Source organism: Streptomyces sp. NPDC006872 (genome assembly GCF_040635845.1).
Taxonomy (GTDB): Bacteria; Actinomycetota; Actinomycetes; order Streptomycetales; family Streptomycetaceae; genus Streptomyces.
In genome coordinates this window covers 62,151-88,568 of the sequence record NZ_JBEYIL010000029.1, presented here as the reverse complement: position 1 = coordinate 88,568, position 26,418 = coordinate 62,151, and the positions used below count along the sequence as shown (strand labels likewise).

Annotated in this window: 36 protein-coding genes and 1 pseudogene; 35 read left to right on the top strand and 2 right to left on the bottom strand. The window is 70.6% G+C overall.

From position 1 onward, the window contains the following. Window positions 1-101 precede the first annotated feature (101 nt). From ABZ725_RS48670 to ABZ725_RS48625, 10 genes are all read left to right on the top strand, one after another. Window positions 102-290 (top strand): hypothetical protein, encoded by a 189-nt coding sequence (locus ABZ725_RS48670; protein ID WP_358808810.1) that lies wholly within the window; start codon window positions 102-104, stop codon window positions 288-290. 163 nt (window positions 291-453) lie between these two features. Continuing rightward, entirely contained in the window at window positions 454-783 is a 330-nt protein-coding gene (locus ABZ725_RS48665) for a WhiB family transcriptional regulator (RefSeq protein ID WP_358808809.1), read from the top strand. Between the two features lie 181 nt (window positions 784-964). Further along, a complete protein-coding gene (locus ABZ725_RS48660; RefSeq protein WP_358808830.1) occupies window positions 965-1,150 on the top strand; it encodes a DUF5999 family protein in 186 nt (61 codons plus the stop codon). 205 nt (window positions 1,151-1,355) lie between these two features. Next, window positions 1,356-3,500 (top strand): hypothetical protein, encoded by a 2,145-nt coding sequence (locus ABZ725_RS48655; protein ID WP_358808808.1) that lies wholly within the window; start codon window positions 1,356-1,358, stop codon window positions 3,498-3,500. 113 nt (window positions 3,501-3,613) lie between these two features. Beyond that, on the top strand, window positions 3,614-4,093 hold the full coding sequence (locus tag ABZ725_RS48650) for a hypothetical protein (protein ID WP_358808807.1): 480 nt from the start codon (window positions 3,614-3,616) through the stop codon (window positions 4,091-4,093). Beyond that, entirely contained in the window at window positions 4,090-4,398 is a 309-nt protein-coding gene (locus ABZ725_RS48645) for a hypothetical protein (protein WP_358808806.1), read from the top strand. The genes ABZ725_RS48650 and ABZ725_RS48645 overlap by 4 nt, the downstream gene beginning before the upstream one ends. Window positions 4,399-4,525: 127 nt before the next feature. Next, window positions 4,526-6,874, top strand: coding sequence for an ATP/GTP-binding protein (locus tag ABZ725_RS48640; protein ID WP_358808805.1), 2,349 nt, complete (start codon window positions 4,526-4,528; stop codon window positions 6,872-6,874). A 21-nt stretch (window positions 6,875-6,895) separates the two neighbouring features. Further along, window positions 6,896-7,315 (top strand): conjugal transfer protein TraB, encoded by a 420-nt coding sequence (locus tag ABZ725_RS48635; RefSeq protein ID WP_358808804.1) that lies wholly within the window; start codon window positions 6,896-6,898, stop codon window positions 7,313-7,315. Window positions 7,316-7,397: 82 nt separating this feature from the next. Next, window positions 7,398-9,539 carry a chromosome segregation protein ParM gene (locus tag ABZ725_RS48630; protein WP_358808803.1) on the top strand — a complete coding sequence of 714 codons (2,142 nt, stop codon included), beginning with the start codon at window positions 7,398-7,400 and terminating at the stop codon, window positions 9,537-9,539. Window positions 9,540-9,626: 87 nt separating this feature from the next. Continuing rightward, window positions 9,627-9,815, top strand: coding sequence for a hypothetical protein (locus tag ABZ725_RS48625; RefSeq protein ID WP_358808802.1), 189 nt, complete (start codon window positions 9,627-9,629; stop codon window positions 9,813-9,815). 34 nt (window positions 9,816-9,849) lie between these two features. Here the strand turns inward: ABZ725_RS48625 and ABZ725_RS48620 are convergent, their stop codons facing one another. Next, window positions 9,850-10,011 carry a hypothetical protein gene (locus ABZ725_RS48620; protein WP_358808801.1) on the bottom strand — a complete coding sequence of 54 codons (162 nt, stop codon included), beginning with the start codon at window positions 10,009-10,011 and terminating at the stop codon, window positions 9,850-9,852. A 222-nt stretch (window positions 10,012-10,233) separates the two neighbouring features. Here ABZ725_RS48620 and ABZ725_RS48615 point away from each other — a divergent pair, with 222 nt between their 5' ends. The 6 genes from ABZ725_RS48615 (at window position 10,234) to ABZ725_RS48590 (ending at window position 14,073) form a co-directional block, all read left to right on the top strand. Next, window positions 10,234-10,725, top strand: coding sequence for a hypothetical protein (locus ABZ725_RS48615; RefSeq protein WP_358808800.1), 492 nt, complete (start codon window positions 10,234-10,236; stop codon window positions 10,723-10,725). Window positions 10,726-10,765: 40 nt separating this feature from the next. Continuing rightward, the gene (locus ABZ725_RS48610; protein WP_358808799.1) at window positions 10,766-11,557 is read left to right on the top strand and encodes a hypothetical protein; all 792 of its coding nucleotides are present in this window, start codon (window positions 10,766-10,768) and stop codon (window positions 11,555-11,557) included. A 364-nt stretch (window positions 11,558-11,921) separates the two neighbouring features. After that, window positions 11,922-12,092 carry a pRL2-8 gene (locus tag ABZ725_RS48605; RefSeq protein WP_358808798.1) on the top strand — a complete coding sequence of 57 codons (171 nt, stop codon included), beginning with the start codon at window positions 11,922-11,924 and terminating at the stop codon, window positions 12,090-12,092. A gap of 17 nt (window positions 12,093-12,109) precedes the next feature. Further along, window positions 12,110-12,754, top strand: a complete 645-nt coding sequence (locus ABZ725_RS48600; protein ID WP_358808797.1) for a hypothetical protein — start codon at window positions 12,110-12,112, stop codon at window positions 12,752-12,754. Window positions 12,755-13,021: 267 nt separating this feature from the next. Then, the gene (locus ABZ725_RS48595; protein WP_358808796.1) at window positions 13,022-13,492 is read left to right on the top strand and encodes an RRQRL motif-containing zinc-binding protein; all 471 of its coding nucleotides are present in this window, start codon (window positions 13,022-13,024) and stop codon (window positions 13,490-13,492) included. 26 nt (window positions 13,493-13,518) lie between these two features. Next, complete coding sequence (locus ABZ725_RS48590; RefSeq protein ID WP_358808795.1) at window positions 13,519-14,073, top strand: hypothetical protein; 555 nt, start codon at window positions 13,519-13,521, stop codon at window positions 14,071-14,073. 78 nt (window positions 14,074-14,151) lie between these two features. Here ABZ725_RS48590 and ABZ725_RS48585 read toward each other — a convergent pair whose 3' ends face one another. Further along, a complete protein-coding gene (locus ABZ725_RS48585) occupies window positions 14,152-14,685 on the bottom strand; it encodes a hypothetical protein (RefSeq protein ID WP_358808794.1) in 534 nt (177 codons plus the stop codon). Between the two features lie 374 nt (window positions 14,686-15,059). Here ABZ725_RS48585 and ABZ725_RS48580 point away from each other — a divergent pair. From ABZ725_RS48580 to ABZ725_RS48490, 19 genes and pseudogenes are all read left to right on the top strand, one after another. Further along, window positions 15,060-15,296, top strand: a pseudogene (locus ABZ725_RS48580) (hypothetical protein); the annotation flags it as partial. Continuing rightward, window positions 15,293-16,267: an ATP-binding protein gene (locus ABZ725_RS48575; protein WP_358808793.1), complete on the top strand. Its 975-nt coding sequence runs from the start codon at window positions 15,293-15,295 to the stop codon at window positions 16,265-16,267. The pseudogene ABZ725_RS48580 and the gene ABZ725_RS48575, both read left to right, overlap by 4 nt. Next, entirely contained in the window at window positions 16,264-16,545 is a 282-nt protein-coding gene (locus ABZ725_RS48570; protein ID WP_358808792.1) for a hypothetical protein, read from the top strand. The genes ABZ725_RS48575 and ABZ725_RS48570 overlap by 4 nt, the downstream gene beginning before the upstream one ends. 189 nt (window positions 16,546-16,734) lie before the next feature. Continuing rightward, window positions 16,735-17,049 carry a hypothetical protein gene (locus tag ABZ725_RS48565; protein ID WP_358808791.1) on the top strand — a complete coding sequence of 105 codons (315 nt, stop codon included), beginning with the start codon at window positions 16,735-16,737 and terminating at the stop codon, window positions 17,047-17,049. A gap of 108 nt (window positions 17,050-17,157) precedes the next feature. Beyond that, complete coding sequence (locus ABZ725_RS48560) at window positions 17,158-17,472, top strand: hypothetical protein (protein ID WP_358808790.1); 315 nt, start codon at window positions 17,158-17,160, stop codon at window positions 17,470-17,472. 89 nt (window positions 17,473-17,561) lie between these two features. Beyond that, a complete protein-coding gene (locus tag ABZ725_RS48555) occupies window positions 17,562-18,239 on the top strand; it encodes a GGDEF domain-containing protein (protein WP_358808789.1) in 678 nt (225 codons plus the stop codon). Continuing rightward, window positions 18,236-18,676 (top strand): hypothetical protein, encoded by a 441-nt coding sequence (locus tag ABZ725_RS48550; protein WP_358808788.1) that lies wholly within the window; start codon window positions 18,236-18,238, stop codon window positions 18,674-18,676. The genes ABZ725_RS48555 and ABZ725_RS48550 overlap by 4 nt, the downstream gene beginning before the upstream one ends. Then, window positions 18,673-18,960: a hypothetical protein gene (locus ABZ725_RS48545; protein WP_358808787.1), complete on the top strand. Its 288-nt coding sequence runs from the start codon at window positions 18,673-18,675 to the stop codon at window positions 18,958-18,960. Before ABZ725_RS48550 ends, ABZ725_RS48545 begins: the two co-directional genes overlap by 4 nt. Before the next feature lie 19 nt (window positions 18,961-18,979). Then, window positions 18,980-19,159 carry a hypothetical protein gene (locus ABZ725_RS48540; RefSeq protein WP_358808786.1) on the top strand — a complete coding sequence of 60 codons (180 nt, stop codon included), beginning with the start codon at window positions 18,980-18,982 and terminating at the stop codon, window positions 19,157-19,159. A 10-nt stretch (window positions 19,160-19,169) separates the two neighbouring features. After that, complete coding sequence (locus ABZ725_RS48535) at window positions 19,170-20,069, top strand: hypothetical protein (RefSeq protein WP_358808785.1); 900 nt, start codon at window positions 19,170-19,172, stop codon at window positions 20,067-20,069. Next, on the top strand, window positions 20,069-20,536 hold the full coding sequence (locus ABZ725_RS48530; RefSeq protein ID WP_358808784.1) for a hypothetical protein: 468 nt from the start codon (window positions 20,069-20,071) through the stop codon (window positions 20,534-20,536). The genes ABZ725_RS48535 and ABZ725_RS48530 overlap by 1 nt, the downstream gene beginning before the upstream one ends. After that, window positions 20,533-20,712, top strand: a complete 180-nt coding sequence (locus ABZ725_RS48525) for a hypothetical protein (protein ID WP_358808783.1) — start codon at window positions 20,533-20,535, stop codon at window positions 20,710-20,712. The genes ABZ725_RS48530 and ABZ725_RS48525 overlap by 4 nt, the downstream gene beginning before the upstream one ends. Window positions 20,713-20,795: 83 nt before the next feature. Continuing rightward, a complete protein-coding gene (locus tag ABZ725_RS48520) occupies window positions 20,796-21,035 on the top strand; it encodes a hypothetical protein (RefSeq protein ID WP_358808782.1) in 240 nt (79 codons plus the stop codon). 105 nt (window positions 21,036-21,140) lie between these two features. Beyond that, entirely contained in the window at window positions 21,141-21,593 is a 453-nt protein-coding gene (locus tag ABZ725_RS48515; RefSeq protein ID WP_358808781.1) for an RNase adapter RapZ, read from the top strand. Next, window positions 21,590-22,276, top strand: a complete 687-nt coding sequence (locus tag ABZ725_RS48510; RefSeq protein ID WP_358808780.1) for a hypothetical protein — start codon at window positions 21,590-21,592, stop codon at window positions 22,274-22,276. Before ABZ725_RS48515 ends, ABZ725_RS48510 begins: the two co-directional genes overlap by 4 nt. Next, window positions 22,270-22,578: a hypothetical protein gene (locus ABZ725_RS48505; RefSeq protein ID WP_358808779.1), complete on the top strand. Its 309-nt coding sequence runs from the start codon at window positions 22,270-22,272 to the stop codon at window positions 22,576-22,578. Before ABZ725_RS48510 ends, ABZ725_RS48505 begins: the two co-directional genes overlap by 7 nt. A 126-nt stretch (window positions 22,579-22,704) precedes the next feature. Then, window positions 22,705-23,817: a tyrosine-type recombinase/integrase gene (locus ABZ725_RS48500; protein ID WP_358808778.1), complete on the top strand. Its 1,113-nt coding sequence runs from the start codon at window positions 22,705-22,707 to the stop codon at window positions 23,815-23,817. After that, window positions 23,814-24,140: a helix-turn-helix transcriptional regulator gene (locus tag ABZ725_RS48495; RefSeq protein WP_358808777.1), complete on the top strand. Its 327-nt coding sequence runs from the start codon at window positions 23,814-23,816 to the stop codon at window positions 24,138-24,140. Before ABZ725_RS48500 ends, ABZ725_RS48495 begins: the two co-directional genes overlap by 4 nt. Continuing rightward, a complete protein-coding gene (locus tag ABZ725_RS48490; protein ID WP_358808776.1) occupies window positions 24,137-26,416 on the top strand; it encodes an XRE family transcriptional regulator in 2,280 nt (759 codons plus the stop codon). The genes ABZ725_RS48495 and ABZ725_RS48490 overlap by 4 nt, the downstream gene beginning before the upstream one ends. The last annotated feature ends 2 nt before the right edge of the window (window positions 26,417-26,418 follow it).

Sequence of the window (26,418 nt, the reverse complement as noted above, 5' to 3'; positions counted from 1 at the left end):
AGGCAAGTGATGGACACGATCACGAGGCTCACCGATGAGGAGCGCGCGGAGCTCTCGCGGAAGAACGCGGAGCAGAACAAGCGGTCGGAGAACAACCGCCGATGACCAAGTCGCCGACGGATGGCCTGTTCGTCCGCTACATGAAGGCGTTCGAGGACTCCACCGAGCACACCAGCAACTGTGTGGCCTGCCAGGACGGTCAGGAGTGCGTGGCCGGGGCGCCGGTCCATGAGCGTTTCGCCCGGCTCCAGGACGCCTACCAGGCCCGGCAGAAGCAGCAGCGCCGCTGACCTCCGGCATTGCCCGTCGTCTCCGCCCCTTGCCGGGCGGGGCCGGCGGAGAGCGTCGGGATGTCACCCCGCTCCGGCCGTCTGGCCGCCGCACCACGCGAACAGCCCCAGGGTGGCCGCCCTGGGGCTGTCTCGTACGCAACGGACCTATGGGAGGCCCCATATGCACCGCTCCGTCATCGTAACCACCCTCCAGGCGACGCGCGCCGCCCAAGCTCCCGCCGCCGACCTTCCGGTCAACAGCAACTGGCGGGCCCAGGGCGCTTGCGGCCAGGAGGACCCCGAGCTGTTCTTCCCCATCGGCAACACCGGCGCGGCGCTCCTTCAGATCGATGAGGCCAAAGCGGTGTGCCGCAGGTGCCCCGTGCTGGAGTCGTGCGCGGCCTGGACGCTGGAGACCGGTCAGACGCACGGCGTGTCGGGCGGCATGTCCGAGGGCGATCGCCGCCGCATCAAGCGCCGTGCCGCCCGCCAGGCCCGCAACGCTTCCTGAATCTGGTCTGGCGGCTGCCTGATCCGCCCGCACCGACCGCTGCACCTTGGCGGCCGGGACGGGCGGTGACGGGGAGCCGGACAGCCCGGACCGACAGCCCAGGGAGGCCCTGATGGGCACGACGACTACCCCGCTCGACACCGAGACGACCGACGCCGGCACCACCCGGCTGCCGGACTCGTTGTGCACGCACACGCCGCACTGCCCGTCGGCTTCCAGCCCGGCGGCGGAGGCCGCCCGCGTCGTGGCCAGCCACCCGGAGCAGGGCTGGAGCCTGCTCTGCAACGGGGTCCTTCTCTTCGAGGACACCGGCGAGCTGCTCCCCGACGGCCGGGTTATCGCCCCGCGTCGGCTCACGGCGGTCTGACCGCGCCCCTCCCGTCTGCCGGGAGCGGAACGGAAGTTGCTGCCCGCCCCACAGCGCCCTCACCGGCCGGACGCCCGCGCAGCGGGCGGTCGGTCTTTCCGCACGTCCCGGCCCGGGAACAGCCTGCCGGTGACGGCGTGTGTCTTGACCTCACCAACCCCGATGCCGCCCTCCAGCAGGGCGGCTCCTACCGGAAGGAGGCGGCGTGGCCGCCCAACGACCCCGTAAGAGGCCCACCGCCCGGAAGAAGCCGACTCCGACGACTGCCGCCTCCGCCACCGCCGTTCCCGTCTCGGCCGTGACCGAGGTGACCGACCAGGCCGTGCAGGAGTCGCGCACCGCGGACCTGCGGGACCGGGCCGCCGACATCGTCGATCTCGCCCGTGAGGAAGCCGACGCCCTCCAGGCGGAGGCCGAAGGCCAGGCCGCACGGACCGTCGCCGCTGCCCACGAGCAGGTCACGGCGATGCTGTCCGAGGCGCGCACGCGTGCTGCGGGCATCACCGCCGACGCCGGCCAGGAGGCGAGCGCCCAGCGCGCGCAGGCCAAGGAGACGGTGGAGACCGCGAGCGGCGAGGCCGACCGGCTCCTGTCCGAGGCCCGCGACCGTGCTGGGAGCCTCCTGAGCGACGCCCGTGCCCAGGTTGTCCAGCTGACCCAGCAGACGTCCGCGGACCACGAGTCGGCCCGGGCGGCGATTGCCGAGATGCGCCGTACGGCGGAGGCCGACCTGGCGGAGATCGGCGAACTGGTCACGGCACGTCGTGCGGAGGCCGCCGCGATCATTGCCCGTGCCCAGGAGCAGGCCGACCAGCTGCGGGCCACCGCCCAGCGCGAGGTCGACCAGGCCCACGAGCGCTACAGCGAGCTGGCCGCTTCGGCGGCGGCCGCCTACGACGCCCGCCGGGCGGAGGGCGAGAAGCTCTACACCGACGCGGTCGCCGCTGCCGACGCCCGTCGGCGCGAGGCGGAGACGGCCGTCACCGACGCCCATGCCGGGACGGAGCGGGCTCGCGCCGAACTGCGCGAGCAGCTGCGCACGATGGGCGAGGCGTTCGATAAGGAGGCGGCGGACAAGCGCGCCGCTCTGGACGCCGAGCTCGCCAGCCTGCGCAAGGCTTTGGAGGAACAGCGCGAGCGTCTGCGGCGCGAGGCCGCAACCGTCGCCGCTCAGCTGCGGGAGGCGGCGGAGAAGGAGGCCGCGCGTATCACCGGGGAGGCGGAGAAGAAGGCCAAGGGCACGATCGAGCGGGCGCAGGCTGCCGAGGCCAGCGCCCGCCGGATGCTGGAAGAGGCCCGGGAGGCCAAGAAGGCCAACTCCAAGTTCCGGGGCTGGCAGCAGCGGCTCGGTCGCAAGGCGTGGAAGACCGCGCCGTGGATCGCGCTGGCCGCCGGCGTCGGGCTCGCCGCCTCCGGCGAGTACGAACTGGCCACCATGGTCGGGATCAACCCGTACGTCGCTCCGCTGCTGCCGGTGTCCATCGACGTGTACTGCGTGACTGCGTTCCGCGCCAAGCGGGACATTCCGGCGGCGCTGCTGCTGATGGCGTCGGCGAACGTCACGTACCACCTGTCCGAGCAGGCCCACATCGTCAAGGAGGGCGAGTCGGCGCCGTGGCCGCTGACCACCTTCGTCGTGCTGATCTTCGTGGCCGTCATCTGGCGCGTCCACTCCCTCATGCACGACGCCGGTACGGACGGCCACGATGGTACGGACACGGCGACCGGTACGGACGGACGTACCAGTACGGCCGCTCGTACGGACAGCCCGACTGGTACACAGCGCGCGCGTACCACCCCGTCCGGCACAGGCTCGTACGGTGCGGCAGCCGGTACGACGCCCGCCCGTACGGCCTCTGGCGCGGCTCGTACGGAACCTGTACGCGACGCCTCGCGCACCCCCGCCCCGGCGGGAGCGAATGCGGGCGTGACCAGCGCGTACAGCGACCGTACAAGCGGTGTACAGGCTGCCCCTTCCGGGGCGCTGCGTACTGGTACGGAGCACTCCGGCCGTACCAGCGCGGCGGCGTACGACGCCGGGACGCGTACTACTACGGTCACCGCTCGTACGGCCCCGGCGAACGGGACTCCCGCAGCCCGTACCAGTACGGCCAACAGGCGCCCGCGTACCAGCGGTACGGACAGCGCCGGGCGTACCAGTACGCCCACTCCAGCCCGTACGGACGCCGAACTGCTGCCCGCCGTACTAGGACTCCCGCGCGAGGACGACGGCTACGTCAACGTCTCGCGCGCCCGCACCCAGCTCGGCGTGAACCAGAACCGAGCGGTGCGGCTGCTCAAGGAAGCCGGCCTGCTGCGCCCGTCGGACGCAGACAAGTACCTGACCTGATCCGCCGTCCGGCACACACCAGTGAGGGCCAGCCCATCGGAAGTGGGCTGGCCCTCACTGCGACTGCCGGAAGCAGTCCCAGATCCCCAAGTACACCAGGAGGAATCCCGGCCGTGAACAGCGACAACGACCCGAATCACGCACCTCTGCGCGACGTCGCGCAGAGCCCGGAGGCAACCGCCCGGTACCTGGCCGACGTTCAGCGGGTCCTGCTGGACATCGGCAAGAACCTGGAGACCCTGGCGATCGAGACCCGCGTTCACCTGCGCAAGACGCACGTGGAGGGCGACCGCTGGTACCAGGCGCGGCTGCGCGCGATGCCCGTCGAAAAGGCCCTCGGGCAGGTTCTCAAGAACCTGAACGACCTCACCGACGGCCTGGAAAAGACCGCCTATAAGCGACGCGCCCATGATGAGGCCGTTGTAAATACGGTCCGCACCCGGAAGGAAAAGGAACTGGAAAGGCAGCAGAAGAAGAACCCGCAGCCGCTGCAGGCTGCGCCCAACCAGACGCAGCAGGGTGCACAGAGTCGGAATTCCAGCTACAGTGTCCCTATGTCGATTTACGACCTGGGTAACCGGGAGTCGGCGTGAACCGCCCTCTCAGCAGCGCCGAACGCTCGATCGAACGGCGCAGGAACTGGCTGAAGGAAGAGGCGGACAAAGCCCGCGAATCTCGCGGCGAGGCGGGGCTGATGGAATTCTGGCTCCGACTGGCACGATCTCGAATCGCCAAGGACGTCAAAGCCGGTCGTGGCGACGTCTACTCCGGATTCGCGCTGACCTGCCGCCTGTTCATCACGGCGATGGACCAGCGCGCGGAGGGCGACGCGCGGATCTGGAACGACCTCCTGCAGTACGCGGAGCAGGTCGTGGCGAAGCACCCCCCGCGTCACTGAACGTCACCAGCGAAGGCCTCGCCGGGCTCCGGCGGGGCCTCGCGCGTGTAAAGCGTGCACACGTGCTCGTGCATACGCGTGCACACAAGACCCCACGCTCTGTCAAGTCCCAGGAGGGAGGTGCACCGTGTCCGACGTCGACGATCCGAACGGGATCCTGGTCCGCGGACCCTGGAGCGGTGAATCCTCGTACGTGCCACCGCCGATCGCGGATTACGCCGACACGATTCCGCCGCCGGAGGACATTCCCCCGGCGCCGCCGGAGTCGCCGGAAGAGGCGACGATGGAACTGCCGCCGATTCCGGCAGCTCCGGACCCGGCGGCGGCCCTGCGCTCGGACGGAATTACGGCACCGGAAACCGGAGAAGGCGAAGGTGAATGCGAGGGAGGTGAATACGAGCAGCCTCGTTCCCTTGCTGACCGTCTCGGTGAGTGGTTGGAATTCCGGCTGGAAATGGCGCGGGCAAATCATGAAAGTGAATCGCCTTTCCGTGAGGCTGAAATAGCGCGTAAGGCTGCGCTGCTGGAGGGTCGCACCGCGCAGGAAGTCGCGATGATGGAGCAGAACGGAAAGCTCCACGCCGCGATGATGAAAGCGAAGGGCGACAAGGCGGCGGCACGAGGAAAGGCCGACGCCGACCGCATGAAGTCGCCGGGCTCCGGCCTGGGGGCGGACAAGGGCCGTTCGAAGGCCGGCGGCGGTGGCGGCAGCGGCGGCGGCAGTGGTTCGTCCCGCAACGACTCGGGTTCCGGACCGAAAGGGCCCGGGGCGCGCGGCTTCAACTCCGGCGGCAGCGCCGGGCGTTCGGGGTCCGGATCGTCCGGGGGCAGCGGAGGCGGCAAGGGCGGCGCGAAGGGCTCTGACCGGTCCTCTGGCAGCCGTGCAGGCGGTTCCGGGCGCAACGGGTCGCCGGGGGGTTCGAATGGCTCCCAGACGGGCCCCGGCGGCTCGAAGGCCGACGGCAGCCGGGGCCAGAACGGCCCTGCCTCCAACGCCCGTGCCGAGCGGGCCCGCGGCCGCCAGGAGCGCGCCAAGGCCCGGCAGGCCGCCCGGCAGGAACGGCGCAGCGCCGGGCACTCCACCGGCATCGCCGACCGGTCCAAGGACCGCGACCAGGCCCGCGCCAACCGGCATCAGGCCTGGGACGACCGCCGCGCGAAGCGGCAGGAGCGGGACGCGGCGCGGAAGGCGAAGCGGGAATCCACAGCGTCGGCCGAGCCGGGCCGCACCACCTTGGGCCAGGCCGTCGCGGAGGAAGCCCAGCGCCGTTTCGACAAGCGCCGCGCCGACGCGAAGGACGGCAAGGCCGGCAAGGACAAGGACGCCAAGGGCAAGGGCCCCGACAGCGCCGGTGGCAAGGACGTCGGCAGCAACGGGGAAGAGGAGGGAGAGCACGAGACTGGAGGCGCCAAGGACGCCAAGGGCACCGAAGGAAAGAGTGAGAGGAAGAAGGAGCCCAGGCACTCAGACGCCGGAGAGGAAGCCTCAAAGGAACGAGCCGGGAAGGACTCTGGCGGGGCCTCTGAAGGCACGGGCGACCCGAAGCGTCCCAGCAGCGCAGACAAGGCCGGGGAGGATTTCCCAGGGTCGCCCGGCGGCCCTGGAGCAGACGAGGACGACTGGACGGACACAGGCTGGGACAGCAACGGCTGGTTCTGGCGGGGCGGGCGTCACGACTTCCGCTGGCGCGGGAAACGTCGCCGCGGCCCGCGCAGGGACCCGGGCAGTCCGTTCGACCGGGACCGTACGCCGCCCACGCCCGAGTGGGCCGACGGCCGCCCGAACCGTCCCGACCTGAAGCCGGACACCAGCGAGGACATCCCGGACGCGGTGATTGTCGACGACGAGGGCGACCCGTTCGGCTGGTACGCCGCCCGCCGCGCCGGCCTGCCTCGCGCACCCAGGCAACCGCGCGCCAGGCGGGGGGTCATCAAGCGCCCCGGCACCAGTCGGCCGGACGCGAACGACGCACCCGGCGAGAGCGATCAGCCCGTCGCCGGCCGCCCGCCCACCAGCAGCCGACCCACCAGCACCGAAGGGAGCAGCGTGAGCAGCGCGGAGGTCAGCAGGCCGCCCGGCGCGGGCGGCCTCAGCGCCCAGCACCGTACGGACATCACGCTCGACGAGTACCTGATCGAGATGGCGAACATCGCCATCCAGGCCGCCGCCGACCAGGAGCGGGCCGAAGCCGTCGCGGAGGCCCTGGACAAGGTCGCCGACGCCCTGCGGGACATGGCCACCGACCTGATCGGCGACCACAACGTCACCACCGAGGTCACCGAGCTGATCTCGGACCTGGCCGACGCCGCGGCCCGCATGAAGCAGCAGGCCGAACGGTGCGCGACCGAGTGCGGCCTGGCCCTGGAGGCCGCCAAGCTCGCGGCCTCGATGGTCGCCCGCGTGTACGGCCAGGACATGGCTGCGAAGGAAGACGCGGGCCTGAAGTACGTGTCGGCCGCCGCCCACCACGACTAGGAACAGGGAGGAAACCCGCTGATGAGCAGCGATCTCGCACCCCGCCCTAGCGGCGCGGTACCCGCGCCGGCCGACGGCGACAACCGCTACAAGGCAGTCCAGGCCAAGCTCGACGCCCTCGGGCGCGCGCTCGACGACGCCGGGCTCGGCCTCGAGGAGCTCGTGCGCAGCGTCAAGCGGAACGCCAAGCGGGCCGAGGACGCGGCCCGCGACGTCGCCAACGCCGAACTCGACCCGAAGTTCGTGGAGCTGACCAGCAACGTCGGTGCCGCCCTCGGAGGCGCCGGGGCGCAGGTCAAGAAGCTGCACGACACCGCGCAGGAGACCGCCGACCTCACCCACGAGACCAAGCGCACCCACTCCCGGCTCTACGGCGCGCTGGACGACATCCGCTCCAACCGGCGCGAGAAGACGCCTAAGCCGGGCTTCTTCAACCGCTGACCCTCACTCCCCCACCCCCCCCGCCACGGGCGGCCCCGCGATCTGCGGGGCCGCCCGTGCTCATTCGCCGAAGGAGAAGCCGGTGACCACGCCGCGCAGTGTCGCGCTCGAACGCCTCGCCTACACCCTCGCCGCGCCCGTGCTGGCCGTGGCTCCGAACATCTATCCCGACAGCCCTGTCAACCAGGTCGTGCAGCTGGCCGGCGCCGCGGGACTCGGAGGCTGGTTCCTGGCCTGGAAGAGCGACGAGCCCGGCGCCGGACGCAAGATCCTGCGCTGGTCCCCGCTGGTCCTGGCCGCCGCCGTCGACGTTGCCGCCGGGCACACCACCGGCTTCGGCCCCTACGGGATGGACGGACTGCTCGACGCCGGATGGGCGGCGGCCGGCTACCTGGTGATGCCGTTCTCCCGGCACGCCCGCCGCCGCCACCGCCCCGCCGTCGCGGCCCCGGCCCCGCAGATGCAGGTGGCCGAAGCCGCGGAGCCGTCCCCGGAGCCGCAGCACGACGGCGCCGACCTGCTCACCCGCGAGGTGCGGATGATGTGGGAGAACGCCGGGATGCCCGGCCGCACGCACGTCGTCAAGGCCACCCGGCACCCCGGTATGCGGCACGACATGACGATTCTGCTGCGGGCCTCGGAGACCGGGCGGCCGATCACCGGTCTCACGGAGGCCACGGTCGCCGCCCCGTTCGCTGTGCCTTCCAGCGATGTCGTCCTGGCGGAGGTCGCGATCCAGCCCGGCCGGCAGGGCGGGCCGGGCTGGATGGAGGCCAGGATCACCCCCGACGCCAACCAGCGCCGCCGCACCAAGCCGACCGCGCAGGAGCGCTGGACGGACCGGGTCGGCGGCCCCAAGGGCGGCGCACCCGGCTCCGAGCTGGTCCACAAGACCCGCGACGACGAACGCGGGGTGACGTTCTACCGGGCGAAGATGGCGGACTCCACCGAGACCCCGCGCATCGACCTGGCCAAGGTCTGCCGCGCGCTGAGCCTGCCCGAGGACGACTCCTGCGTGTTCGTCCTCATCGACGGCGCCGAGTTCCTGATCAGCGCGTTCGACACCCCGCCGCTCAGCGCGATCTTCCCCGCCACCCGCGAGCTGCTCACCCCGGACGCCAAGGGCATGTACGTGTGCGGGTTCACCATCACCGGCCAGCCGGTGAAGACCATGGTGTACCAGCACGACAAGAACGCCGCGGCCCACGGCCTCACCCTCGGGGTGTCCCGCTCCGGCAAGACGCAGTACTTCGCGATCAACATGGCCGCCCAGTCCCTGGACGGCCATGTGGTGTGGCTGTCTACCGTCCGCAAGGACGAGAAGACGACCACGCTCGGCCGGTACATCGACCGGCAGGGCTCGAACGCGCTGTGGATGGCCCGGCAACTGCGGGCGTCAAAGGCGCTGTGCGAGATCAGGGCGGAGATGCCCTGGCCGCACGACGGTCAGCCGCACGACTACAAGCCCGGCGACCCGCGCTGCCCGTACCGGCAGCTGAACGTGTACGCGGATGAGTTCATGACCGCGGCTCAGGACGGGGACTTCGGCGAGTTCATCCAGAAAGACGGCGAGGACCTCACGGTCACCAGCCTGAAGTACGGCATCGGCTTCAACCCGGCGGGCCAGTCGCCGTTCGCGCACAACGGGTTCTCCACGGAGATGAAGGACAACCTGCGGCAGAACAGCCGCCCGGTCATCTTCAACATGGGTTCGCCCGGCGCCACCCGCAAGGCGGCGGAGGGCACCATGGAGAACGCCTACGACGTGCCGACCATCCCGGCCCGCTACTCCCGCAGCGAAGGCTCCGCGATCGAGAGGGCCATCAAGGGCGAGGCCGACCCGGAGAACGGCGTCTCCACCGGTGGCGTCGCGGTCATCGTCCTCGACAACGGCCGCGCCGTGCTCATGCGGTCGCTGTACGCGGACTTCGACACCGACCTGTCCAGCCTGTTCCCCGGCGAGGTCAACCGGCTCACCGACTACGAGATCAGCGAGCTGGAGAAGCGCGGCCTGTGGTTCGACTGGAACGAGCCCGTGAGGCCCGGGGAGTTCTGGCCTGAGCCCGACGAGGACGACGACGGTGACGGCGGAGGCCGCTCCCGCCGCCGCGGCGGGGGAGGCGGCAAGGGCAGCGGTGGCAAGCGCGGTTCCGGCAGCCGTTCCGAGCAGGTCACCTCACCCCGCCAGGCGCTGGAGGCCATCAAGAGCCTCAACAACACCTGACCGCTCCCCACCCCATCCATCCCGGGGGCCGGCCTGCCCGAGCACGGCCGGCCCCACCCCGACCCTCGCGAAGGAGCACCACCCGCCGTGGCCCTTTCCCTCTCCGCCGCCGTGCTGCTGGGCATCATCGTCTTCGTCCTGCTCAAGGGCGGCTACGTCCGTGTCGGCTCCGCGCTGGCCTGCACCCTGTTCGGCTTCACCCTCGCAGCCACCGGCCTGGCCCCGGTCATCGACAGCGGCCTCGCCTCGCTCGCCGGACTGATCTCCAGCTTCTGACCGGACACAGCCGCCCACACGGCTTACCCGGGAACTACGCCTCTGTCCAGGGCGGGTCGGGGGTGTAGTTGAGCTCGTCGCAGAAGCGGCAGTCCCACTCCGAGGGGATCTCCCACTTGTCGACCCAGAAGCCGACCTGCTTGCCCACGAAGTAGTTGTCCCCGCCGCACCATCCGCAATCGAAGACGAACTCCACCAGATCCCCTTCCTCGCGCCTGTTGGCTCGAGGATGCCCAGGGCGCAGGCGCGGTGACTACCCACCCGCCAGCCCCAACTCACCTGCTGCGCGCCGCCGAAGAGCGCCGCCGGACACGACTCCGGCGGCGCCCTTCGCCGTCGCGCATCCCCTCCCCCACGCGCCCTCCCGGCCATGACGGCCGGGAGGGCGCTCCCCTTCCGCGTGATCGGAGAGAGCCCGATGGACCCCCTGAACACCCAGCACGGCATGCCCGAGTCCGAGGCCGCGGCCGAAGCCCGCCGCCTGATCGACGACTGGGCGAGCAAGCCCGTACGCCACCACCCCACCTCGTTCCGCGACGACACCGAGCCGCCGGCCTTCGGCACCACCCCGCCCGTGAAGCAGGACGACAAGCGGATCGTCCCGGCCTGGGCAGCCGGGATCGCGGTGGCCTCGATCGGCGTGGGCGCCGGCGTCACCGGCATCGGCTGCGGCGCCTGGCTCGTGCTCCAGGGCCTGGCCTCCGTCACGTTGAACGGCGTCCTCATGGTCACCCTGCCGTTCGCGGGCCTGGCCATGGCCGCCACCGCCATCGGCGGCGCGATCAGCAAGGCCCGTGCGGCCGTCACCAAGAACGTCTTCGAGGGTCCGGTCACCCACCACACCGAGATCCACAACAACAGCACCACGCGCGGGGCGTTCTTCGCCCGCACCCGCAACGAGATCCGCTGACCCGCCACCACCGCCCTCCACCAGAAGGAGTAGCCACGCCATGTCCCACAACGACAAGCCGATCAACGGCCAGGGCAACCCGTCCTTCCTCGACGTGCTCAGCCAAACGCCACCCACGCCGCCAGCTCTCGAACCGGACGGCAAGCACGGCACCAGGCGGCTCGCTCGGCTGCGCGCCGCGTGGAAGGCGTCCTGGGAAGAGGGCGGCTTCCTCTACCAGCGATGGGAAGAGGTCGTCCAGGCCCGCAACGGCGGGCACGGGGTCGCCAACTGGATCAAGGCGGCCGCGCTGCTCGGCGGGCTCAGCCTCATCGTGATGATGGTGGACACCGCCGGCGACATCGCCTCCGCCACACTCAAGGGCCTGTCCGCCCTCCCGGCCACGAACACCGGTGACGGCGGCGGACTGTGGGGCACGGTCGACCACCCCGTCCGGGTGTTCCTCGCCGACCAGGCCGCGCACCTCGCCGTCGCCCCGGCCGCCCTGCACGCGTTCTGGCAGCTGACCGGGCTGCTCTCCCTTATCGGCGGCTTCTTCCGCAACTCCGGTGCGCGCATCACGTGGGGGCTGTTCGGCGGCGTATCGCTGGCGATGGTCTGGTCGGCATCCCCGGCCGGGGGCCGCGCGGCCGCCACAGGGCTGGCCGCCCTCATGTGGGCGCTGGCCAGCTTCTTCGCCCTGCGCGGGCTGACCCTGCAGCCCATCGTCCACAACCACCTGCCGCAGTTCCAGCCCCAGTTCAACCCCGCGCTCCACCTGCACGCCACGCTCCCCGCCCCCACCCCGGCGGGCGACGACTCCGGCGACGACGTCCACCCGCTCCAGCGCTGACCCGAACACCGCGCCGCCCGCTGACCTGACGCCTTGCCTGGTCCTTGCCCGCCCCGCTCTGCGGGGCCGGCGAGGACCGGACAGGCCGCCCGGCCGCCTCTCCATCTGCACCGCATCACCCGACCGCGTGCTCCCAGCACGGGATCTGGCTGGAGCCGCGTCCCTGGCTGAACTGCCCCGGCGCGAGCTGTTCCTCCGCCTTCTCCTCGCCCCACGGCTCCGTACGACGGATCCCCGTTCTGGCGGATCACCGTCCTGTCCCGGCCAGTGACGACGTGGGAGACACGACCGGCAACGTCCACCAGTGCCAGCAGCGCTGATCGACCGGCACAACATCACCGCCACCCACTGATCGGAGAACACGATGGCGAGCCAGATGGCCCTGAACCCCCCGAAGGGCGAATGCCAGCAGTGCTGGTTCCACGCCTACGCCTCCCGCGAGGCGCACAAGGGGCTCGGTCCCCGCGAGGACTGCCCGGAGTGCGTGGCCCACATGGGCGGTCGCTGCCCCGACAGCATGATTGTGAAGGGCTGACCGTGAAGCTCCCTTGGATGAGCCGCGCTGACCGGCGCCGCTGGAAGTCCGCGAAGACGGTCGCCGACCTCGGCGAGCTGATGGCCCGCTGGCTCGAGGGCGAGATCGCCTTCCGCCCCGGCTACCAGCCGAGATTCGGTCCCGACGAGGAGACCGAGCACCTGGTGCCCACACTCGCCGCGCTGTGCCGGGCCGGGTACGTCACCGCTCAGTCCCAGTACGGCTTCGTCGGCACCCGCGCAGAGGGCTTGTGGTGGGAGCAGCGCGCCGCAGTTGAGCTGGTGGTCACCGACCTGAAGCTGTTCCACCGCCTGGTCGACGCCGCGTACGCCGCCGGGCTTTCCGTCCGGATCAACGACTACCGCCCCGATGGCGGTGTCCAGGAGGAGCCCGTCGTCGCCACCACCCGCGACGGCGAGGCCATGACCGCGTTCGGCGGACGAATCAGCCGCGCGTACATGGCCATTCACTGGCCAGGGCTGGACCGAGACCTTTTCTGCGAGGTCAGCACCGGCACGTACGTCTCGATCATCGCCCCCGAGTACGGGACCCCGGGCGAGCGGCTGTGGGTCGTGCTCGACTTCCTCACCGGCCAACGCCGCCACGACCCGGCCGACCGGTGGGCGAGCAGCACCCAGCCAACCGGCCCCGCCTGCGGCTGACCTCCCCCGAGCTCCGGTCGCTCCGTCTGGTCCTCGCCCACCCGCTTGGGCGCGGTGGGCGAGGACCGGACAGGCCGACCGGCCGCCAGCACCACCCGCGCCCCGCCGACGCACCCCACCCCGCGTCGGCGGGGCGCGCTGCTTGCTGCCCACCGACGTCTGGAGGAACAGCCCGTGCTCATCCCCCGACCGCGCCGCCGGATCGGCCGGCCCCGGCCCCCGCTACCCGCAGCGCCCCGCCCCGCTGCCCGGTGCCTGGAGTGCGTGATGGACAGCCCGCCCGAAAACGACCTGGCCGACGTCGACCTCTACGACGACGGCGGCTTCCCGGAGTTCGGCAATAACCAGGCTCCCGGCGCAGTGGCCGTGCGCGCTGCAGTACGAGGGAAGGGGCCCGCCCCTAAGGAAGGGCTCGCCACCCGCCGCCAGTTACGGGCGATGGGCCTGAGCCCCGGAGGCCATGCCCCAGTCGCCCGGCTCATATGCCGGGGCGGGAACCGGTGGGCGTGGCTGTACCGCGTCGACCTGGCGGTTCCCAAACGGACGCCCACCCTCGCCCAGGAGATGGCCTTGGACCGGGCGATGGCGGCGAGGCAGACGTGCCCGGAATGCCTGAGGCGGTACTACGCGTGCCTCCCGCTGCACACCCAGGGTCGGTGCGAGGCCTGCGAAAAGGGCTTCGAGCCCAGCCCCGACACCGTCATGATCCCGGCCCCGGCCGTACGGCTCGCTGCCTGACTAACGATCCCGAAGGAGAGTCACCCATGCTCAGCACGCTGTTCGCCCGCCGTCCCGCCGTACTGGACACGGCGACGTGGACGCCGGATGGCACGACCGTCGTCCAGCGTTACCGCGGCGCCGCCGGAGAACGGGAGGGCGCGATCGTCCTCGTCTACACCGCCGACGGTGACCGAGGGACGTCGTTCTTCGCCGCCGCGTGCCTCGGCTGCACCTACCGCGCAGCCAGCAGCAGCCGCAGCCAGCTGACGGAGAAGGAGGCCGCCGACCTCGCCAACACACATGCGGCCGGCTGCCGCGCGCTGGACCGGGGCATCCCGGCCGCGCCCGACGACGACCAAGCCGCGAAGATCGTGCGCGACCGGCTGTGGGGCCTGCGCATGTACGGCACCACCGGCCGCCACTACGTCTATCTGAGCGACTTCCACGCGGACCGCGTCGCCCTCCAGCGTCCGGCCGACTTCATCAAGAAGACGATGCTCCAGCTCGTCAAGACGGAGCCCGACTTCCTGGCCGCCCGGCTCAACCACAGCGGCACGGGCACCCAGTTCCTGGTCCTGCCGCACCCGCCCCGGAACTGAACACGGTGCGCGCCCGAACCGCTGCTGCTCGCGGCCGCCGTACCGCTCACGGCCACGGCGGCCGCCGCCGGGCAGTGCTCATTTGTCACAGTGCTCGGCGGGCTCCTGACGAGCAGGCGCATCATCAACGAGGTCCTGGCCATCCACCCTTTCGTTCTCCGCTGCACGGAGCCCTGTCGGGTCGCGCAACCACTGCCGTCCGTCGCTGTCGATGAACTGGATCGCCTCGAGTGGGGCCCCGCCCTGCTCGATTCCGAAACTGTTCAGAAGGTATTCGTCGACGGCGCGGTGATCGAAGATCATTCGGGTGCAGGGCGGGACGGTCGAGAAGGCCATGAAGACATCCTCGTGCTTGGCCGGGTCGATGTTCGCGCTCGGTGCGTACCACCACAGCTCGACGTTGGTCACCGGGTCCAGCGAGCGGTTCACGAGGATGATCGTCTCGGAGAGCTCGCCGGCCGGCTCGGTCCAGTAGCCGACCCGTCCGGCCTGCTGCCGCTCGTCCTGGTCCAACTGCCTGCGCGTCGCGTCCACGCTCGACGACGCCACCGTGGCGCTGAAGAACAGGCCGATCGCGGCCGCGAGGGCCGACAAGGCGGTCGCCCAGGGCACGAGGACCTCACCGAGGCCACGTGCCCTTCGTGCCGCCCCCGGCGATGCGCTGGTCGGCGGACGGCTCCGGCGTGCGTACAGCCGACGGGTTCTGACGGTAGGGGAGGTTGGTCGATGCGCCACACAATCACCTTCGGCCAAAGGATGCAGCCCGGCCACCGGATGTCGTCCACCCAGCAGAGCCGGGCACGCCGCGATGAGGCCCGTAGCGGAGAGGATTCCGCTGCTGAGAACCAGCCCAACGGTTGGAGCCGCCGGGCCGCGGCGAGGAAATGACACGAAGCTGAGACCGCCAACGGATGTCACGGTGTGAGACACCGCAAACACACCCAGGTCACAGTCTCGTCGCATGAGGCAGAGACCGAGAACCTACAGAGCTCGCCGCGATCCTGCGCGAGCTTATCGAAGACACCGACCAGCCTGCCGGACTCATCCCAGCCCTCGCGTAGATGCTCACCGCCGCGGCGCGCAGGGCTGCGCAGATCGAGCCCGACCGCGACGGCGACGCCTCCTGCCCGCTGCACGAGGCCGCCGCCCTGATCACCGACAACGCCGGGCAGCTCCTGATTTGGGCAGCCCGCGCCCTTGACCCCCAAGGAGTAGCCGAATGACCGCCCCTCTCTACCCGGGCCTGCCCGAAAACGCGCTCCTGGTGCTGATCGGAGCATCCGGCGCCGGTAAGTCCACGCTCGCCGGAACCTGGCCGGAGCACCAGGTCGTCAGCCTCGACCGGCTGAGGGGCGTCATGGCCGACGACTGCGGCGCGCAGGAGGCCACCGCCGACGCCGTCGACGCGATGCACCTGATCGTGGACCGCAGGATGGCCCGCAGGCTCAACACGGTCGTCGACGCCACGTCCGTCTACGCCAAGGACAGGGCCCCGCTGGTCGACGCCGCGAAACGCCACGGCATGCCGGTCATCGCCGTCCTCGTCTCCACCCCGCTGCCGGTATGCATCGAGCGGCAGCAGACCCGGCCCGCCAACCGGAGCGTGCCCGACGACACGGTCACCGCCCAGCACCAGGCCATGCTCCACTCCCACCCGAATCTGCGAGCGGAAGGCTTCAACGAGGTCGTCTTCTCCGACCAACTCCACCGCTTGGAGCCGCTGCTGCGCCGTGCCAGCCACGCCCAGCGCACCGAGCAGGGCCGGGACGGAGACGACAGCCTGGGCGACCTGGTGCGCTGCTACTTCGGTTCGGAGGTGATGCCGCTGTGGCGCTGGCGCGATGGATCACAACTCGCTGGCGGTGACCGCGTCGGCGAGATCAGGCTCGGGCCGGACCGGCTGGTCCTCGCCCTGCGCAGCGACGTCGCCGGGGACGGAGAAGTCGACATCGGGTTCGACCTGCTGGTGGCCTGCCCGGTCGACGACGACTGCGACGCACCCGCGTGGGCGCCGGTCTGTTCGGTCACCGATCTGCTGGCCGCGCACACCAGCGACACCGGGCAGCACCCGGACACCGCCTGCACCGTCCACGGGGACCTCGGCGACGTCGACCAGGAGGCCGACTACCCGGACGACGACCCCGAGGGTCGCGCCGACCTCGAAGCACAGGCTATGGAGGCGGTCCGGGGATGAGCACCGAGCCCGACACCCCTGCCGCTCGCGGCTGGGACCAGGCCGCCCTCCGGTGCGGAAGGTGCGGCGCCGAACGCACCGTCACCACCGAGGATGCCTATCTCAAGGCAGTCGGCCTCCATACCGACGCGCACGCCGTGTGGGACGGCCTGAACCCCGTCGAGCGGGACGGCTTCGCCTCGATCCTCCGCGTGATCCTGGCCTCGGCGGATCTCGGAGCCGAATTCCTGGCCATCGCCGACCGGATGAAGCCCCTCCGAGGCGGCAGCACCAGCTGACCGGCCCGCACCCGGCACCACCGCCTTCGGGCTCGGCTCCCCCGTGAGGGGAGCCGAGCCCGAAGGCCACCAACAGCAAGGCCGATCCCCTCACCGTCCAGCCGGAACGCCCTCCACACCGATCACACCCACGCCGGGGGGATCCCCGGCGGCCCATCACCACCCAGCTCGACTACCGAGGAGGCCCTCGTGACCGCTTCCGTCCAGTCCGCCGCGACCAACACGTTCGCCGCGCTCATCGCCTGCTTCAGCAGGAACCTCGCCGCACTGCTCGGCGAGGAGCAGCCGGGCGACATCACCCCGACCGGCTTCATCGACCTCGTTGAGCGCGGCATGCACTTCTTCGGCGCCGCCCGCATCGACTACCTGCAGCGCGCCGGCGAGGAACTGGACTACGCGGTCGGCCACCTCACCGACGCGCTGACCATCACCGGAGGCGACCAGCGCGATCGGCTGGCGCGAGCGCGCACGCATCTGCGGTACGCGCTCGAAACGATCCGCTGACCCCGCGAGTTGAGCGCACTCTGTGCCGCCCCGGACCCCGCAACCGCCGGGTCCGGGGCAGTCGCAGTGGCCCCTCAACCACGAGAAGCACGAGAGGAAATGGGCGTCATGGGCCTGCCCTACTTCGAGGTCGACGTCCCGAACAGAAGCACCGACCAGCCCAGCCTGAGCGGTGTGCACGCCTTCACCGGCCCCGCCGACAGCCGCAGCGCCGCCGTACGGATTGCGCACGAGGTCTACGACGCGGCGCGCGCCGCACAGGAGGCCGGACTCGCGATCCCCGGAAAACGGCCGGACGGCTGGGGAGCCCGCGGCTACCGCTCCGGCTGGGAGCTGGACTGGCCCGCCGCGACCGCCAGCCGCTGGAACAACCCGTACCGCTGGGTCCGCGCCGCCGACGACGACGGCGACTTCGATCTGTAGCTCCGCCCCGGGACAGCCGCTGTGCTTGGCGGCTTGACGGCTGTCCCGGGCTCACCCACCCCGTACGAGACGAGACGGAGAACCCAAGTATGTCGTCCCTCCTGCGCGTTCATGGCCGGATAGGCCAGCGCACCCTCCTTCTGACGACGGCCGCCGTGCCGTTGACCGGCTGGGCGGTCCACGCGGTCGCGCTGTACAAGCAGCTCGCCGCCACCCGCCGCGACCCTCTGACCGGGCTTCTGCGCCGTGACTCCTACACCGCCCGCGCTCGCCGGATCCTCGCCCGCCACGGCGACGACACGGCCGTGGTCCTCATCGACCAGGACCACTTCAAGGCCGTGAACGACACGATGGGCCACCCCGCCGGCGACTCGGTCCTGGCCGCGACCGCAGTCCGGCTCACCGCCTGGGCGGGCCCGCGCGCATCCGTCGGCAGGCTCGGAGGCGATGAGTTCGCCGTCGTCCTGGAGCTGACCGCCGACCGGCGCGCGCACCGCCTCCAGCAGCTGGTCCGCATGCTGCACACCCCGGTCGTCCTCGACGACGGCCGCACCGTCGACGTCGCCGCCTCGGTCGGCGCCGCGACCCCGGACATGATCAGGTCCCGAGACCTGACCGTTCTGCAGCGTGCCGCTGACGCAGCCCTCTACGACGCCAAGCACTCCGGCCGCGCTCACTTCGCCACTGCCGCCCACACCACGGTGCCGTCCATCAACGGCCGCCGCGCGGGGCGCCCGGGGACGGCAGCTTGGGGGCGAGCCGCATGAGCGCGGTCACCCTGCCCGAGGGCGACTGGATCCGCGGCATCACGATCCGCCAGCCCTGGGCGACCTGCATCCTCGCTGGGAAGAACCCGGAGAACAGGCGCGTGAACTGGCCGTGGCGAGGCTGGATCCTGATCCACGCCGGGCTGAAGCTGGAGCGTCCCGCCCTGCGCGACCCGCTGGTCGCCACCGCGATCCGAGGCCGCGAACTGCACCTGGGCGCGGTCATCGGCGTCGCCCGCCTCACCGGCTGCCACCCCGACCAGGGACCCGAGCAGTGCACCAGTGCCTGGGCGCAGCGCAACGCGCACCACCTGGTCCTCGCCGACGTCCAGGAGCTCGCCCGGCCCGTGCCCGCCACAGGCGCGCTGCCGGCCTGGAAGCCGAAGCCGGACCTGCTGACGCACGTGTTCCAGCAGCTGCCCGACTTCCGGCCGTGACCCGCACGGAACGCAAGAAGGAGAAGCCGCCGTTCGAGCCGGGCCTGATCCCGGCTCCCGGTGAACTTCTCGACTGGCGCGACAACCAGCACTTCGACCGCTGGCAGGACCGCTCCTGCGCACTGTGCGGCCGGCCCACGCCCATGCGCTCCCACTCCGGAGAGCCCGTGCACAAGGCGTGCGCCGAGGACTGGATCACCGCCAACCCCGTTGAGGCCCGCCTCGGGCGGTTCGCCTCCGACGCCAAGCCCAAGCCCAACGGCCAAGGCGACGACCACGCCTGATCCTCCCCTGGAGGCTCCCATGAGCAGCACCCCACACGACGACCTCGACCACACCCTCGTCTACCCCGAGCCGCCCGCGCACCCGAACTGGCGCGGGCGCGGCACGGCCAAGCCCCGGCCGCTCACCCCCGTCCAGCAGGAGCACAACCGCGAGCTCCTGGCGCTCGCCCTGCGCAAGCCCCGCACCAGCGCCGCGTAGGAGGCCGGTCATGTTCACCGACATGAAAGAGGCCCTCGAAGCCGAGGCCCTCGAACTCACCCCGCTCAGCAACGGCCAGAGCGCCGCAGCCTCCCTGGTGGCCGCCCACCACGCCCGCGACAAGGACGACCTCGCCGACCTCCTGGGCGCGCTCGGACTGCCCTGCACCGAGGACGACCTCGTCTCCCTGCTCCCCCACCTCACCACCCCCGACACCCCGACGACCGGAGCCCCGATGCCCGCCAACGCCTACACCGCCACCGCCGCCTCCATGCTGAACAACGGCGACAGCCCCCAACACGTCCGCGACACCCTCGGCCTGACGGAGGCCGAACTCGCCGACGCCCTCCAGCACGCCAAGATCGCCGCCGCCGTCCCGACCACCGGACTGCCCGCCGAGAACGCGGACACGGAGGGCAGCGCCGGCGCCCCGGAGACGGCTCCGGCCACGGTGTCCGACACCACGATGGACGCCGACCAGATCGAGGCCCTCCTGGCGTGGGCGGAGAACCACCCGGCCGCCGCCATCCGCAACCGGGCCGCCCGCGTCCGCAGCGACCTCACCGAGCTGACCGAACGCCGTACCGCCGACGCCGCGCAGCGCGCGGCAGAGGAACGGGTCGCCAAGGCCAAGGCCGAACTGGAGGCCGCGCAGGCGCAGCTGCGCCAGGTGAAGTCCGGCAGTCGCACCGCCACAGAGGACCAGGCCATGTCCGAGGACCAGGGCACCACCGCTGTGGCCGCTGCCCCGGAGCCCAACGCCAAGCGCAGCAAGACGCAGCTGGCCGCGATCCGGACCTGGGCGCGGGCCAACGGCCAACAGGTCGCCGACGCCGGGGTGATCCGGAAGTCGGTGGTGGATGCCTACGACGCCGCCCACCGCACCACCGCCCTGGCGGAGGCGGGCTGATGGACACCAAGCCCCTCACCGTCGACGGCTTCCTCTACACCGTCCCCGCACCCGGCGACGGCCCGGGCACCGCCCGGTTCCAGCTGGTCGTCTCCCCCACCGACGACGCCGTGGACGACGTCGTCTGGTCCTGCATCACCAGCAATCCCCGGATCGCGTACGCCCTGCTCACCGAGATCCAGTCCGGCGACCTGCTGTACGTCTCCGGGTTCCTCACCCGGCTCGACAATCCGGCGGAGCCCGCCCTGCTTACCGTCGACGACCTGGAGGTCCTGGCCCCCGCGCCGGCTCGCGCCCTGCAGGAGATGGTTCTCGACAGGTACGGCGAGTACGTCGTGGTGTTCGACGCCGACACCGAGGCCGTCCCGGTCTTCACCGCACACGGGCAGTGGGTCGGCACAGCGGAGAGCCCCGATGCCATCGGCACGCTGATCGAGATCCACGAGCGCGTGAACGGCGACGGATGACGGACACGACCACCGCGCAACCGCGCACCGTCCTGGAGCGGTTCCCCGCCGGAGCTCCCCGCGGCTCGTGGCCGGCGGAAGAGTACGCCGCCGGCCAGCGTGACCAGGGCGTCGACGCCCGCGTCGTGATGGACCTCAAGGCCGACCAGTTCCTCGTGGTCACCAACGCCCCCTGACCCTCTCCTCACCCCCGAGCGCCGCGTCCCGCCTCCCGGCCGGGCGCGGCGCTCTCTCGTCTGCGACAAGGAGCCCCAGTTTCATGGCCCGCATCACCATCCGAGTCGAACCCCGGCACGCCGACAACAGCTCCTGCGACCACAAGGTGAAGCCGTCCGGCCAGCCCCGAAACCCCGCCTCCGGGTGCCCCGGCCGCACGCAGTTCGCCGTCGTCTGCTCTGAGCACGGCGACATCGACCAGCCCCACCACGTCAAGGTCCTCGCCGAGCCCGCGGCCACCGAACACCGCCAGGAGCACCGCGCCGCCCTCGCGGCCCCCTGACCCAGCCCGGCCCGGCCGGGACACCCCTCACGCCTGCGGGGCGGCCGTCGACACCGACTCCGGCCGCCCCGCAGCACCAGACCGCGCTACGAAGGAACCCGCCACATGCCCGAGCCCGCAACCGAACCCGTCCTCGTGCTCACGTCGTTCGGCTTCCTCCACCTTCCCAAGGACGCCGCTGGCCGCCCCGTGCCGCCGTCGGCCGACCGCATCGAAGACGTCCGTGACCGCCTCCGCGACCCGGCCGCCGCCCGCGACATCCTCGACCTGGACGGCCTCAACCCCCGTGTTCAGGACATCGTCCTGAACACTCCCGGCGCCCGCGAACTCATCGCCAACCTCGCCGACTACGCCGACCTCCCCGCCGGCCCCCGCCGCATCGCCATCGGATGCGCAGGCGGCAAGCACCGCGCAAGTGGTCTCACCGAACTCCTTGCCCGAGCACTCCGCGACCGCGGCCGCCAGGTCGAAGTCGAACACCTCCATGTCCACCTGCCGCGCGTGCTGAAAACGCCTACCGCCAGCCCCGCCAACCCCGAGCAGGAGCCCACCCGATGAAGCGCCTCTTCCGCCTCTGCGGCCACGCGCCCGGCGCCCTCAGCCCCGAGGACCAGGCCGCCGTGGACCAGTTCCGCGCGCTGCTCGCCGCACTGCGCGACATGGAGACCTGGACGCCCGGCCTCTACCGGGACATCGCCGTACGCGTCGGACCGTTCGTGGAAAGGGCGCACCCCCGCCCGGGCGACGACCACGGCCCCGACCTGATCGCCGTCTCCCTGGTCCACCCCGACACCCCACACGCCGCGGCCTACCTCCACGGCCACCAGCTCGGCTACACCGGCAAGGGCTGGCTGCGCTGCGAGACGGACCAGATCCTCGGAGTGTGGCACCCGGCCCTCACACCGCTCACCCACGCTGCGGCGGGCCTGGACATCCCCGACGACGTCGGCATGGAACCCGCGCACTACGCCGTCCACGTCGAAGCCCGCCGGAAGGACAACTCCGGCCGCATCCTGCACCGCATGGGCCCGTACACCCAGACCTGGCTCGCCTCCCACGACGCGGGACGCCTCAACACCCTGCTGGAGGGCAGGGCGGCCACCGTCATGCCCGGGTACACGGTCACGGCGAAGGACACCGTGTTCCACGTCAGCGACCACGTCTCCTACCGCGACCCGCACAAGGACGACGCCTGCGAGCTCCTGGCGGCCCTCCTCGAGGACGTGAGCGCCCCATGCTGACCACAGCCCTGTACGAGATCCAGACCAACGAAGCCGACGAGGCAACGACCGTCCCTGCCGAAGGCATCTGGACCCCCAGCAGTGAGGATGCGGCCGACAACGGGTTCATCGCCTACGGCGAGCTGTACGTAGCCGGCATCGGAGCGCCGAACGACGACAGCCTTTTCCCGGACCGGTTCGTCGTCCTCGGTCACCATCGGTGGGCAGGCATCATCGAAGCCGCAGCCGCGTACATGAAGCAAGTCCACGGCTGGCGCAACCTCCAAAACAGGATGAATTGCATTGGCTGCAACAGTTCGTAGAGCCCTGCCTCGGACGTTCCCACTGATCAGAGATGCTCTCTCGGGGGCGTCCTGAGCATCCTTCGGTAGCTGACCAGCACCGCTGGAGCTGGACGCAACAATGATGCGTTTGATACAACGGCGGGCATGGTCGCTGAGGCACCCGGTTCGGTGCGTCTTGCCCTGGCCCCGAACGTTGTCCTTCTGGACCCGGAGCCAGCGGTTTCCTCTGCAATGAAGGAGGGATGGGCTCGGCAGCAGTCCGCGCGGTTTCTCCAGGCTTCGACGATCCAGCCCCGGCTACGTCTGCTTCAACGGTTCGAGGAGTTCACGGGGTTGTACCCGTGGCAGTGGGCTCCCGCCGATGGCGAGGCGTTCATTGTCCACCTTCGCAGCGGGGCCAAGCCGATCCAGTTGTCTACGGCTCGGTCTTACGAGGTGGTCATCGAGCTGTTCGTGGAGTATTTGCTGGACCGCCGGTACGGGTGGGTGGAGACCTGCCAGGAACGGTTCGGCCTGTCACCGCAGGTGATCTTCCACGAAGGCAACTCTGTCCTGCACTCGGTGGAGTACGAGGGCGATCCCCGGCGTCGGCCTCTGACCTACGACGAGGTCCAGGCGCTGTTCGACGCTGCCGATGCCCGACCTCGACGCATTCACGGGCAGGGCCGCAAGGGCACGCTCACCGCACTGCGTGATGCTGCCGCGCTCAAGACGATCTACGCGTACGGCACCCGGCGGACCGAGTCCTCGAAGGTGGACCTGGTGGATCTGCGACGTCATAGGAAGGCGCCGCAGTTCGGGCAGGCCGGCAGCATGGCCGTCCGGTACGGGAAGTCCTCCAAGGGCGCACCGCCGAAGCGACGGACCGTGCTTCTGGTCCCGGAGATGGACTGGGTAGTCGACGTCCTCGACGAGTGGGTGCACGAGGTTCGCCCGCGGCTCTCGCCGGACCGGCACCCGGCCTTGTGGGTGACCGAGCGGGTCGGCCGCATGTCTCCGCGCTCGATCAACGAGGCGTTCGTGACGGCACGCCAGGACGCCGGCCTCGACGAGGACCTCGACCTGCACTGTCTGCGCCACAGCTACATCACGCATCTGACCGAGTTCGGCTACCCTGCCCGCTTCGTTCAAGAGCAGGTGGGCCATACCCACGCTTCTACGACGGCCATCTACATGGGCGTTTCTGACGAGTACCGGAACCAGCTCCTGGAAGCTTCGCTGAAGCGCCGGCTGGGTGACGACTGGGACCTTAAATGATCAAGAAGATGGGCTATGAGTGGTGTCTGCGGGCCACGATGGCCGAGCACCAGATGTTCCAGACCTCGGACTTGGTGCCGCTCCTGGCGGAACGTGGCGTGACCCTGTCGCGTGAGCAGGTCTACCGCTTGGTGACGCAGCCGCCGCAGCGGATGAGCACGGACACCTTGGTCGCGCTGTGCGACATCTTCGAGTGCACACCGAACGATCTCATCAAGCCGAAAGTGGTCAACGCCCAGGTCAAGAAGACCGCGGGCGGACAGGCCGACCCGCTGCCGCTGAAGGAGCGGCGGACCACGATCCGGCGCCCGGGTCAGCCGTGAGGCCGCTGACACCGGACCAGATCCGCTTACGCGCCGAGCTCGCTGCCGCCCAGGAGCAGATCGTCGCCCTGCTGCAGTTAGCGGTGGGCGATTCCCTTGCCCCCGAACAGGCTCAGGCCGTGGCGGAGGAGGCTCGGGCATGGCGTGGTGCGAACGCCTTCCGCCTGGTGCGCTATCTGTCCGGCAGGCTCGACGCCTTGCGCATGCCCAGTAGCGACTGCCCGACCTGCGTGGTGCGTTTGCTGGCAGCACTCACCGCCGCCGGGCACGGTAGCAAGGTCACCCTGGTGGCCTGTGGCGACTGCGGACGGACCGACCCGCTTCCCACCAACAACGGACCGGAGGGGCGACTGTGTTCACGCTGCGCCGGCCGACGTGCCAAGAAGCCGTGCGCCCGCTGCGGCAAATTGGCCAGCATCTACGCCCGCCGACCGGAGGGTGGCATCTGTAATCCGTGCAGGAACAAGGAGCCGGATGCCAAAGAGGAATGCGCCGACTGCCGCCGGATGATGATCTCGTACCGGCGCCTGTCCGACGGCACCAGCCTCTGCCAGACCTGTGCTCCCAAGAACACTCAGACCTGTTGCCGTTGCGGACGACTACGCCGGGTCAACGCGCTGACCTCTGACGGGGCGGTCTGCGGCAGCTGCTACTCCAGCCCTCCCCGCCCGTGCGGTGTCTGCGGCCAGACCGTTCCCATCGTCGCCCGGGCCGACGGCGCCAGGCCGGACACCTGCGAACGGTGCTACAAGCGACACGAGAAGACCTGCGCCATCTGTGAAGAGGTCCGCCCAGGCCACCACATCAACGGCCCGTTCCACTGCGACACGTGCCGCCCTCGTGAAGAGTGCGCCTGTGCCCTGTGCGGCCAGGTCGCGAAGATCAAGGTCTTCTGGCCGCGAGGGCCGGTGTGCAACTCCTGCTACCGAGCAGCTCTGTCGACCCCTGCGCCGTGCGCCTCGTGCAGTCGACATCGCATCCTGATCGGTCAGACGGCCGAGGGAACCCTCCTGTGCAAGGCATGCACCTTCCCCGACGAACCGGTCGAGCGGTGTTCGGCCTGCGGTGAACCGGCGGACCTCTACTCCGGCCACCACTGTCCCCGCTGCACCCTGACCGCCCGGGTGACCGACCTGCTCTCCGCCGACGGCACAAGCGTGGCGCAGCTACTCCAACCCCTCGCCGTCGTTCTGACCGGCGCGGAAAACCCCTACCGCGTCCTGCAGTGGCTGCGCCGAAGCCCCGCCGCCAGTCTCTTGGGGCGCCTGGCCCTCGATCCTGGAGCGCTGAACCATGAATCCCTCGACACGCTTCCCCAACGGGCTGCCACCGCCTACGTGCGCGGGTTGCTCGTCACCGCTGGCATCCTGCCGCCACGCGATGAGAATCTCGCTCTGCTCACCAACTGGGTCGCACGGACCGTGGCCGAACTCCCTGCGCGGCAAGCCAATCTCATTCGTCCGTTCGCCGAGTGGCACATCATCCGCGACGCCCGCCGGCGCTCAGCCCGAGGCCGTTACACCTACGCCGCGCACAAAGGCGACTGCAGCAACGTGCTTGCCGCCATTGACTTCGTGAACTGGCTCGACTCCCAGCACCTGAACCTCCGTCGACTCCAGCAGGCGCATCTGGACACTTGGGCGACCGGCAGGCCAACGCTGCGCTCCCGTTCCATCCCCTTCCTCCGCTGGAGCACCGCACGACGCCTCTGCCCGCCCGGTCTGAGCATCGAGCACCCAGCCTCGCAACTCCCCGGCTACTTCCAAGCCGAGGACGATGCCCGAAACGAGCTATTGCGCTGTTTCAACGACACCGCATTGCCCTTGGACGTCCGCGTCGCGGCTGCTCTAGTCCGTCTCTATGCACTTTCCCTGACCCGCATCGTCGAGCTCACCGAGGACCACATCAGCCGGGACCAGGAGCACACCTACCTGGCGGTCAACCAGCACCCCTTCGTCCTTCCGCCGAAGATCGCTCGTCTTATCGACGATCAGCTCCGACACAGCACGCCCCGGCACAGCACCACGGCCAGACGCAGGTACCTCTTGCCCGGCCAAAGCCCTGGCCGTCCGCGTAACCCCCTCGGCCTCGCCGACACACTGAGACACCACGGTCTGCCCGCCCGCGCAGCCCGGAATACCGCCATGATGGACGTCCTGGCCGACCTGCCGGCCATGGTCATCGCCGACCTGCTCGGCATCCACCCCAAGACAGCCGAACGCTGGGCCACGCTCGCCAGCGAGAACTGGTCCGAATACGTGTCGTCGCTGACGTGACC

Excerpts from the sequence above, each read along its gene's own strand:
- ABZ725_RS48605 (WP_358808798.1), top strand. The coding sequence starts at position 11,922 with ATGGCGAGCCAGATGGCCCTGAACCCCCCGAAGGGCGAATGCCAGCAG.
- ABZ725_RS48495 (WP_358808777.1), top strand. The coding sequence starts at position 23,814 with ATGATCAAGAAGATGGGCTATGAGTGGTGTCTGCGGGCCACGATGGCC.
- ABZ725_RS48520 (WP_358808782.1), top strand. The coding sequence starts at position 20,796 with ATGGCCCGCATCACCATCCGAGTCGAACCCCGGCACGCCGACAACAGC.
- ABZ725_RS48665 (WP_358808809.1), top strand. The coding sequence starts at position 454 with ATGCACCGCTCCGTCATCGTAACCACCCTCCAGGCGACGCGCGCCGCC.
- ABZ725_RS48540 (WP_358808786.1), top strand. The coding sequence starts at position 18,980 with ATGAGCAGCACCCCACACGACGACCTCGACCACACCCTCGTCTACCCC.
- ABZ725_RS48550 (WP_358808788.1), top strand. The coding sequence starts at position 18,236 with ATGAGCGCGGTCACCCTGCCCGAGGGCGACTGGATCCGCGGCATCACG.
- ABZ725_RS48505 (WP_358808779.1), top strand. The coding sequence starts at position 22,270 with ATGCTGACCACAGCCCTGTACGAGATCCAGACCAACGAAGCCGACGAG.
- ABZ725_RS48570 (WP_358808792.1), top strand. The coding sequence starts at position 16,264 with ATGAGCACCGAGCCCGACACCCCTGCCGCTCGCGGCTGGGACCAGGCC.
- ABZ725_RS48575 (WP_358808793.1), top strand. The coding sequence starts at position 15,293 with ATGACCGCCCCTCTCTACCCGGGCCTGCCCGAAAACGCGCTCCTGGTG.
- ABZ725_RS48590 (WP_358808795.1), top strand. The coding sequence starts at position 13,519 with ATGCTCAGCACGCTGTTCGCCCGCCGTCCCGCCGTACTGGACACGGCG.
- ABZ725_RS48535 (WP_358808785.1), top strand. The coding sequence starts at position 19,170 with ATGTTCACCGACATGAAAGAGGCCCTCGAAGCCGAGGCCCTCGAACTC.
- ABZ725_RS48530 (WP_358808784.1), top strand. The coding sequence starts at position 20,069 with ATGGACACCAAGCCCCTCACCGTCGACGGCTTCCTCTACACCGTCCCC.
- ABZ725_RS48560 (WP_358808790.1), top strand. The coding sequence starts at position 17,158 with ATGGGCCTGCCCTACTTCGAGGTCGACGTCCCGAACAGAAGCACCGAC.
- ABZ725_RS48555 (WP_358808789.1), top strand. The coding sequence starts at position 17,562 with ATGTCGTCCCTCCTGCGCGTTCATGGCCGGATAGGCCAGCGCACCCTC.
- ABZ725_RS48615 (WP_358808800.1), top strand. The coding sequence starts at position 10,234 with ATGGACCCCCTGAACACCCAGCACGGCATGCCCGAGTCCGAGGCCGCG.
- ABZ725_RS48670 (WP_358808810.1), top strand. The coding sequence starts at position 102 with ATGACCAAGTCGCCGACGGATGGCCTGTTCGTCCGCTACATGAAGGCG.
- ABZ725_RS48595 (WP_358808796.1), top strand. The coding sequence starts at position 13,022 with ATGGACAGCCCGCCCGAAAACGACCTGGCCGACGTCGACCTCTACGAC.
- ABZ725_RS48610 (WP_358808799.1), top strand. The coding sequence starts at position 10,766 with ATGTCCCACAACGACAAGCCGATCAACGGCCAGGGCAACCCGTCCTTC.
- ABZ725_RS48525 (WP_358808783.1), top strand. The coding sequence starts at position 20,533 with ATGACGGACACGACCACCGCGCAACCGCGCACCGTCCTGGAGCGGTTC.
- ABZ725_RS48510 (WP_358808780.1), top strand. The coding sequence starts at position 21,590 with ATGAAGCGCCTCTTCCGCCTCTGCGGCCACGCGCCCGGCGCCCTCAGC.
- ABZ725_RS48515 (WP_358808781.1), top strand. The coding sequence starts at position 21,141 with ATGCCCGAGCCCGCAACCGAACCCGTCCTCGTGCTCACGTCGTTCGGC.
- ABZ725_RS48600 (WP_358808797.1), top strand. The coding sequence starts at position 12,110 with ATGAGCCGCGCTGACCGGCGCCGCTGGAAGTCCGCGAAGACGGTCGCC.
- ABZ725_RS48500 (WP_358808778.1), top strand. The coding sequence starts at position 22,705 with ATGGTCGCTGAGGCACCCGGTTCGGTGCGTCTTGCCCTGGCCCCGAAC.
- ABZ725_RS48635 (WP_358808804.1), top strand. The coding sequence starts at position 6,896 with ATGAGCAGCGATCTCGCACCCCGCCCTAGCGGCGCGGTACCCGCGCCG.